This is a genomic window from Pseudomonas sp. R62 (assembly GCF_000257605.1).
In the GTDB taxonomy this organism is placed as follows: domain Bacteria; phylum Pseudomonadota; class Gammaproteobacteria; order Pseudomonadales; family Pseudomonadaceae; genus Aquipseudomonas; species Aquipseudomonas atacamensis.
The window spans coordinates 493,946-500,085 of sequence record NZ_JH635998.1; the positions used below are offsets into that span (position 1 = coordinate 493,946).

The window sequence follows — 6,140 nt, forward strand, 5'->3', positions numbered from 1 at the left end:
CGCAATTGGCGCGATGAAACCTGAACCATTCATGTACAGGGCAAGCTGTGAACTAATCGGTGCCGATACCAGTGACTACTTCAGCAGAGACCAGGTCATGATGATTGGTGACTCGATCCAACGCGATTGTTACGCGCCTCGCGAAGTGGGTATCCGAGGTTTCTTCTTGAATCGCAGAGGTGGTGAGGGCTTCAAGAGCCTGACCGACTTTGCTGACCACGTGTTAGCCACCAGCAGCGGGTTGGCATCTTAAACTCTCAACGGCACACCGAGATCGGGGAAGGCGACATCCATTGCGGCATGCTGTTTGGAAATACCTGCTTTACACCGGCATCAAACCCATCAGACCGGGACGACCGAAATCAGCTCGATATACTTGAACCGTTTTTTCCTGGCTGCGCTTCTAGCCTCTTGCTCTGCCAGGACTGTGCTCAAGGTACTCGCGTCGTAGCTGAAGAGTTCCTCATTGCCTTCAAAGACCTTGCTGACCTTCAGCGTTACTCGAAGCTTGGGTGAGGAGAGTTTACGCTCTGCCGTTTTCTCGGGGATCGGTTTAAAAGCTTCAGGTGTAGGAGGTTTTTCAATTGGGGCGGAAGCAGAAGTAGAGATGCCGAATAGCGCCCGGCGCATTTCCTCCTCACTCAAATCAAGGGTCATTTCAGGTGTCTCACGGAGGGTGAAGTGGAGTGCATACAGCAACATGACCAAAGCATGCCAGCCATCGAAACTGACCCGATCATTATGACTGAATGAAGGCCAGGGCGCCGCAGGGATCTACCGATAGGGAATTCCTACTGCATGGCTTTGTGCGAGCTGACCATGCTGCGCCTGATCAGGCTTAAGAACGCCGATGAAATGCAAAAGCTGTAAATCCATTTTTTGTACTGTAAACCGACCTAGTTAACAGTGCAAAAAAGTGGTTTACAGCCCAAAGCTTTTTACGGTTCGGGAGGTTGGCCGGGGTCTAGGTACTCGATCTCAATCAAAACGACTTAGAAGCCCTTCTACGACACTGTGAAGCGTTCAGGCCTGATAGCGGCGACCCTCGGGAGGATCAGCGCTTGGCAGACGCACTAGAGGCTCTGGAAGAAGCTCTGCGGGAGGCTAACGCATCACGATGAGGCTCGGGGCTGGCACAGCAGAACAATTTATCAATAACCAGGGCTAACGTTGCCAACCCCTCTTCTCAGCCAACATAGCCGCCGTTGGATGAGACGGGTGCAATTCCAGGCGGAGCGATTCACTCAAAAAAAATATGGAAATCGCGGTCGTTTGTTTTCAAAGCGTAAGCAGGGCCTACGGCCCTAAAAACCGATCTCCCTGAACACCCCGCCTCGCCATGCGGCAAGGCAACCTACAGGCGAAAAAGCGAGAAGCAAAAGCCGGCAAGACACGCCATCACATAGCGCGTTGATCGTGCATCAGCGGTGGTGCAAACACCGTTAAAATTCTTTTGCTCTCAAATATAAGAGCTCCGTCTCGTTTAAAAATTTTCAAGAGGGAGGGGTCAACAAGTTGTCGCAAAACTGAATCTTTTGTCGCCTCAAGGACAGCTTGTCTGACGCTGTCCAAAGCTTCTCCCCGAAACCGCCTTGTGCGCCACACCGTCAGGGAGAGATGAGACTTGGCCACCCGCAGCTTCAGTACCCCAGATCGATTGAAAAATAATCGTCTCGCACGACGCCAGGAGCATGCCCATCCCGCACCAGCCGATGCTGAAGACAACGCTTTAGATGCAATCGAGCCTCCCAGCGAAGCTCGATATGATCGCCATGGTGTACATGCCAGATGTGCCTAGGGCTCTGCTCCAACATCGTACCAAGATACTTGAAGCCAAGGCTGCTCAACGCGACGTGGTCTACTCGTGTTGGGTCGTCATAACCAGGCCTGCGCCTAAAGGACGAAAGCGCCTCTCGAAGCATCTGAGGAACCTCCTCGGGAAAATGCGAACAGGAGAGACGCCACACTTGTGCTTCCACATCGGAGTTCAAAAATAGTACCAGCCATCATGAGCAAGCTCGGCCAGGGTATCGGTTACCTTGGCCAGAGACCTCGGATTATTCTGCGATCAGCCCCTGCTTCCTCCACCGTCTGCGGACGAAGGTTTCGAACACATAATCGCCCTGCAGCGGCAAATTATCGGCATGGTCGCACACGATAATCTGCGGCATTACCCCAGTGTTTTTAAAGGTGATATCGCAGAATCTTGCGAGGTTGCTGAACATCTTCGAAACTGCGCTCACGTCCTCGTCGACCGTTCTGGTGGTCTTCCGGTCACCGCGCAACTCATCTGCAACGAATGAGTCAGCATCATCGGTCGAAGGGAAGTAAACCTGCGTCGGTTGGTCGAGAAATAGGATCGGTGGCACCTTGCATGTTGGATGTGCGGCGAACTGGTAATGCAGAGCCATGAAAAGGGTCAGGTGGGAATACAGCCAGTTGGCACCACTCCCCATAGACCGCAGAAACACCTTTTTGACCCGCCCACCTTCGATAGGTTTTTCATGCCAGAGGTCGAAGGTCTCTACGTCAAATTTCAAAGAGCCGGATTTATACGAGTCCTCGAAATCAAAGTTTTTACCCAGAGCCCTCATGGTTTTGTTGATGTCGTTCTGCAGGGCCCAGAGTTTAGACTCAACGTCATACTGGGCCATCAGCTCATCAAATCTTTCGACCTCGTTCTGCCAAAATTCCACCATTCCTTCTACTTCTGAGGGAGGATTGGCGATACGCCGCTCGATTGCCAACTCAAGCTTGAGCTTTGCCTTCTGGGCTGCAGCATCGACAGACTTGGATTTCTCCAATCGATCCGCTTCATCATCAAGAGGTTTCAGAGCGGCTTCAATCGCTGCCAGCTCTTTACGATATTGTTTGAGGTCATTATCAATCTTGCGGCGCTCTTCACCGAAGCCTTCTCGCGCGTAACTCGATACCTTGAGCTCCCCATTCAACCAGTGAATGGCTGCCGACAATTTGTTGGCTTCGTCCTCAGCGACATCAGATTGGGATGCGCAAACAGGGCACGCTGCATGTTCCAGATTAGTCGCCGAAGGAATGGGCAGTGCGGTTAGAGATTCGGCGAAGCCTGATGCTTGTTCAGTCGAAACCTTCAGCAGGTAGCGGGTATTGAGCGCCTTCTGGATCGTGGACATCAGCCCGGCTTTTTGGTCACGTAATTCATCCCGTCTCGCCTCAAAAGCGTTGGACAGACCATCGACCCTGACCGAAATACCGGTGATGCGCTCAAGGGCCGGCTTGGGCTTCGCCCAGATTTGCCCAGGAGTAAGCTCTGTCAGTGGCTGACCAGCCAGTGCCTCATACTCCTTCAGCAAGGTTTTGAATTCGTCGAGATACTCCTCCTTGATTTTTTCCTGCTTGGGTATCTGCGCTATGGCGCGCTTGAGCTCATACAGAGCCTCGGTACGCAGCTTCGCCAGATCGAAGTAGTCTTCCCCAACGATGTTCATGAAGATTTTGAACTGATCTATGGCTTGATCACGTTTACGCTTTTCTTCGAACCGGTAGAAGATCGCATGCCGATTCGCTACCAGATTTTGATGCTGCAACATGAACGATGCGAAGCTGCGCACTGAGGGCGTAGCGCTCCACTTTCCGGTCATTTCTTTGTGCAGAGGATCGGTGTCGATGTTTTGCAACGTGACGCCGAAATAGCGCCCAAGGCTCTTGAGAAAGGCATCCTTGTGTTGGAAGAAATTCTGAGTGAAGAAGGTGTCGACGTCCTCGATGAGCTCAAGCGCGTCGTCCACGGCTGGCCCGGAAAGCTCACGCAGGAAGCAGCTATTGCCTGCTGCCATTCGTCCCGTCACGACTGAGACACCTGGAAAGCGTAGGACTGTGAAAAAATACTTTGCACGATCCGTGATGATGCCTTCAGGAATCGTGTCCTCGGAGCTGCCAAGGCAATAATCAAATATGTCGAGGATCGCACTCTTACCCTTCGACGATCTGCCCGTCACGATGTTGAGACCAGGCTTGAAGGGAACGTGATGGACACCGTGTTCTTTGTCCACCACCCCGATGTACTCTACATAACACTTCATAGCGATTTAAGTCCCAACATCCTGTAAATGGAAACGACGTTCTCACCGGACAGCACCATGGCCAGCTTCTGGCTGTACCGCACCAGCGACTTGTCAGCATTGATTGATTGCGGTTTCTGAAGTGATTGAACCGACAACTCGGCAGTGACTTCCAGGCTTTTCTCAGCGGCGAGGATGAGCAATGCGGCGTTCGTAATTGGCTTGAACTCCTCTACTCGCATCGCGAGCCCGACGAGCCTGGAAGGATCTGCGGCCATGGTTCGGACATTGCTATCCCTGCGAGCCCACTTCAGAAACCCATGCATCGGCTTGTAGGTGACCAGCGGAAGAATGAGATAACTGAGCAGAATATCCTTCTCGATCGGCTCCCAGTGCTCGTAGAAGCTCTGGATGACTGGAGCCAGTGCAAAGGGGGTTCGGTGCAGGGTGTACAGGTGGTCAGAGACTTGAGTGGTCATTTCCAAAGCCTCCAATGGAACTCATCATCTTCATCCTCTGGCTCCTCGCTGGCGAGGATGTGATAGATGCCATTGCGAAACTCGGGCATCGTGTTTTCCAAGCCACAGAAAGGCTCAACAGCCAGAGCGTTACGCTCCAGATAGAACATCATCGAGCGGGTACCCAGCGCGGCTGGACACGTCACTCCCGCACAGCCGAGCATCGCAAGCGCACGTCCGTATCGATGCTGTGTGAGATGATTGCCGAGGTAGAGATCCACCATCGACTTGAAGAGCACGCCATCAGTGTAAAGATCCGAGATCGTGGTCTGCGCAACGACCCGATGCAAGGCGGCTTCCTTCAGATGGGTCTCACCACCGATCTCCACAATCTTCTGAGCAAACAGCATGGGGCGAATTTCTTCGGCGTTGATGGTTTTCTTCAGCGCCTTTACGTCCACTGCCGGGAATGTTCGCGGATGCTTCATGTATCGATGGGTGAGTTCTGACAATTTGTCAGTAAAGGCTTTGTGGGTTATTACCCACCTGCCGATCACAAGCTGCGGACTGCTTATGAAACCCAGCAGCTCTTCGATGAATTGCTTGCACTTGGAAGGCCGAATGGGCTTGAGATGCCGGGTCTCGTAGTTCTGGAGACGTTGCTCCAACGAGTCGGCACCAGTCGTGATGTGCATACGCTCCAGCACTTCCATCAGTGCGTCCCGGCGCTCGGGCGCCATCACATATTGCTGAAGCGATTTGGACTTCGAGGCCTTTGCAGCACTCGCTTCGGCGTCAGGCTCGTCTTTTGAGTTCGTGTTGGCATCGGCTTGGGACGGCGCAACGATGCTCTCCATGATGGCGAACCGCTCTGCGGGAGTGGCGGTGTTCCAGCCCTTTAGGAGTGTCAGCGCTCCGAATTTCTGAGTCGTCAGCAACACCAAGGTTTTGAAAGAGGTGCGCTCAAAATTTTCATGGAGCCAGTTTTTTATAGTGTTCCAGAAATTGGCATGACTGTCAGTGAGGCTATCGGTGTAGAGCTTTACCTCAGCCTGAGTTTTCCCGGGAACAGTGACATCCCCCATGGCTTCCAGCCACATACATTCACCTGGTGCCAGGTCGTAGCAGTACTCCACTGCCACCAGCAATTGATACTGGAGCGCCTTGAAGAGCAATGTCGCATCGAACGGCAAGGGCGCGGCGCCGGGCAGCGTCGCATTCTCTGGTTGCGTCGTATCCATAGACATTCCAATGTTTGGCCATGCTTCCCTGACCAGCGACTCACCTAGCACATCGAGCACACGCTTCAATTCTGAATACGCGTCAGCAAATCAATGCCAAGCCTCAGCCGAAGGCATCGGTGAAGGGAACACTACCGTTATTCAAATACTGTATATAAATACAGCTAAAACTCAATGTTTGAGTATATGCTACCAACATTTTCATCTGGTGATTTCGAAAAGCCATCACGATTTCCATCGCACCTCAGAAACATCGGGTTTGCTTCATAGAGGGCTGCAGGCATGGTTGATAATGATCGCCTAGACGATCGTGCTTCCAGGACTGGGGCGACGATGCCGCCAAGCTGATTAGGACGTCATTGAGCATGACGTGCAATGTCACCGCATCTTTGAACGGGTGT

The 6,140-nt window shown here is 52.6% G+C and carries 5 protein-coding genes; 1 reads left to right on the plus strand and 4 read right to left on the minus strand.

All coding sequences use genetic code 11. The features are described 5' to 3' along the window. Window positions 1–253, plus strand: a 253-nt coding sequence (locus tag OQK_RS30970; protein ID WP_038860512.1) for an HAD family hydrolase, incomplete at its 5' end; no start/stop codon positions are given. Window positions 254–342: 89 nt separating this feature from the next. Here the strand turns inward: OQK_RS30970 and OQK_RS03715 are convergent. The 4 genes from OQK_RS03715 to OQK_RS03735 all read right to left on the minus strand — a co-directional run bounded on the left by OQK_RS03715 (window position 343) and on the right by OQK_RS03735 (window position 5,739). Continuing rightward, window positions 343–657 carry a hypothetical protein gene (locus OQK_RS03715; RefSeq protein WP_038861090.1) on the minus strand — a complete coding sequence of 105 codons (315 nt, stop codon included), beginning with the start codon at window positions 655–657 and terminating at the stop codon, window positions 343–345. A gap of 1,400 nt (window positions 658–2,057) precedes the next feature. Next, window positions 2,058–4,061, minus strand: coding sequence for a DUF3732 domain-containing protein (locus OQK_RS03725; RefSeq protein ID WP_016771179.1), 2,004 nt, complete (start codon window positions 4,059–4,061; stop codon window positions 2,058–2,060). Continuing rightward, window positions 4,058–4,519 (minus strand): three component ABC system middle component, encoded by a 462-nt coding sequence (locus OQK_RS03730; protein ID WP_016771180.1) that lies wholly within the window; start codon window positions 4,517–4,519, stop codon window positions 4,058–4,060. Before OQK_RS03730 ends, OQK_RS03725 begins: the two co-directional genes overlap by 4 nt. Next, window positions 4,516–5,739 (minus strand): hypothetical protein, encoded by a 1,224-nt coding sequence (locus tag OQK_RS03735; RefSeq protein WP_016771181.1) that lies wholly within the window; start codon window positions 5,737–5,739, stop codon window positions 4,516–4,518. The genes OQK_RS03730 and OQK_RS03735 overlap by 4 nt, the downstream gene beginning before the upstream one ends. Window positions 5,740–6,140: the final 401 nt, after the last annotated feature.